Origin of the sequence: Pseudomonas sp. 2822-17 (assembly GCF_002742485.1) — a bacterium.
Classification (GTDB): Bacteria; Pseudomonadota; Gammaproteobacteria; order Pseudomonadales; family Pseudomonadaceae; genus Aquipseudomonas; species Aquipseudomonas cyclaminis.
In genome coordinates this window covers 1-243 of sequence record NZ_LJRZ01000607.1, presented here as the reverse complement: position 1 = coordinate 243, position 243 = coordinate 1, and the positions used below count along the sequence as shown (strand labels likewise).

Genomic DNA, 243 nt, shown 5'->3' with positions numbered 1-243 from the left:
GTACATTACTAAACAATATATAAATGAATAAACGGAGGGGAAAAATGAAAGTAGCTCGTTTTTTACTAGAATATCTAAAGAACAATGATGTGAAACATATTTTTGGTATCCCAGCAGGTTCTGTCAATGCATTGTTTGATGAACTCTACGACATGCCTGAAATCACACCGGTTGTAACGAAGCATGAAGGAGCTGCCTCTTATATGGCCGCATCTTATGCAAAATACGCCAATCAAATGAGTG

The 243-nt window shown here is 37.0% G+C and carries 1 protein-coding gene; it reads left to right on the top strand.

Going from position 1 to position 243, the window contains the following annotated elements:
• Nucleotides 1-44: 44 nt before the first annotated feature.
• Nucleotides 45-243, top strand: a 199-nt coding sequence (locus tag AOA60_RS23565; RefSeq protein ID WP_256592872.1) for a thiamine pyrophosphate-binding protein, incomplete at its 3' end; no start/stop codon positions are given.